Here is a 260-nt window from a genome sequence, read left to right as displayed (position 1 = left end):
CTATATGCTTATAGCAGGAACCGTGATATTTCTTGCAGTCATCACGTTTCAAAACAATGCGTTTCACCGCCGAATTTCCCAGTTATGCGAGCAGGCTGATGACCCGATCATCATGAACGAGCTGGCGGTATGCCAACAAAAGCTGGGCATGAAAAAAGAAATCCCCGTCTATTTATCGCCCTACAGCAGTACGCCATTTCTTTATGGGGTAGGCAAGCCGCGAATTGTCTTACCTGCGACTATGGATTTTTCCGAGGAGC

At 47.3% G+C, this 260-nt stretch carries 1 protein-coding gene; it reads left to right on the top strand.

Translation table 11 applies throughout. From position 1 onward, the window contains the following. Positions 1 to 260: M56 family metallopeptidase (locus SB754_RS21100; protein ID WP_410784296.1), on the top strand; the 260-nt coding region annotated here is incomplete at both ends.

This window comes from Leifsonia sp. SIMBA_070, assembly GCF_046534635.1.
In the GTDB taxonomy this organism is placed as follows: domain Bacteria; phylum Actinomycetota; class Actinomycetes; order Actinomycetales; family Microbacteriaceae; genus Leifsonia.
Note: the sequence above shows the minus strand (reverse complement) of the source record. Positions and strands in the feature narration are given on the sequence as shown.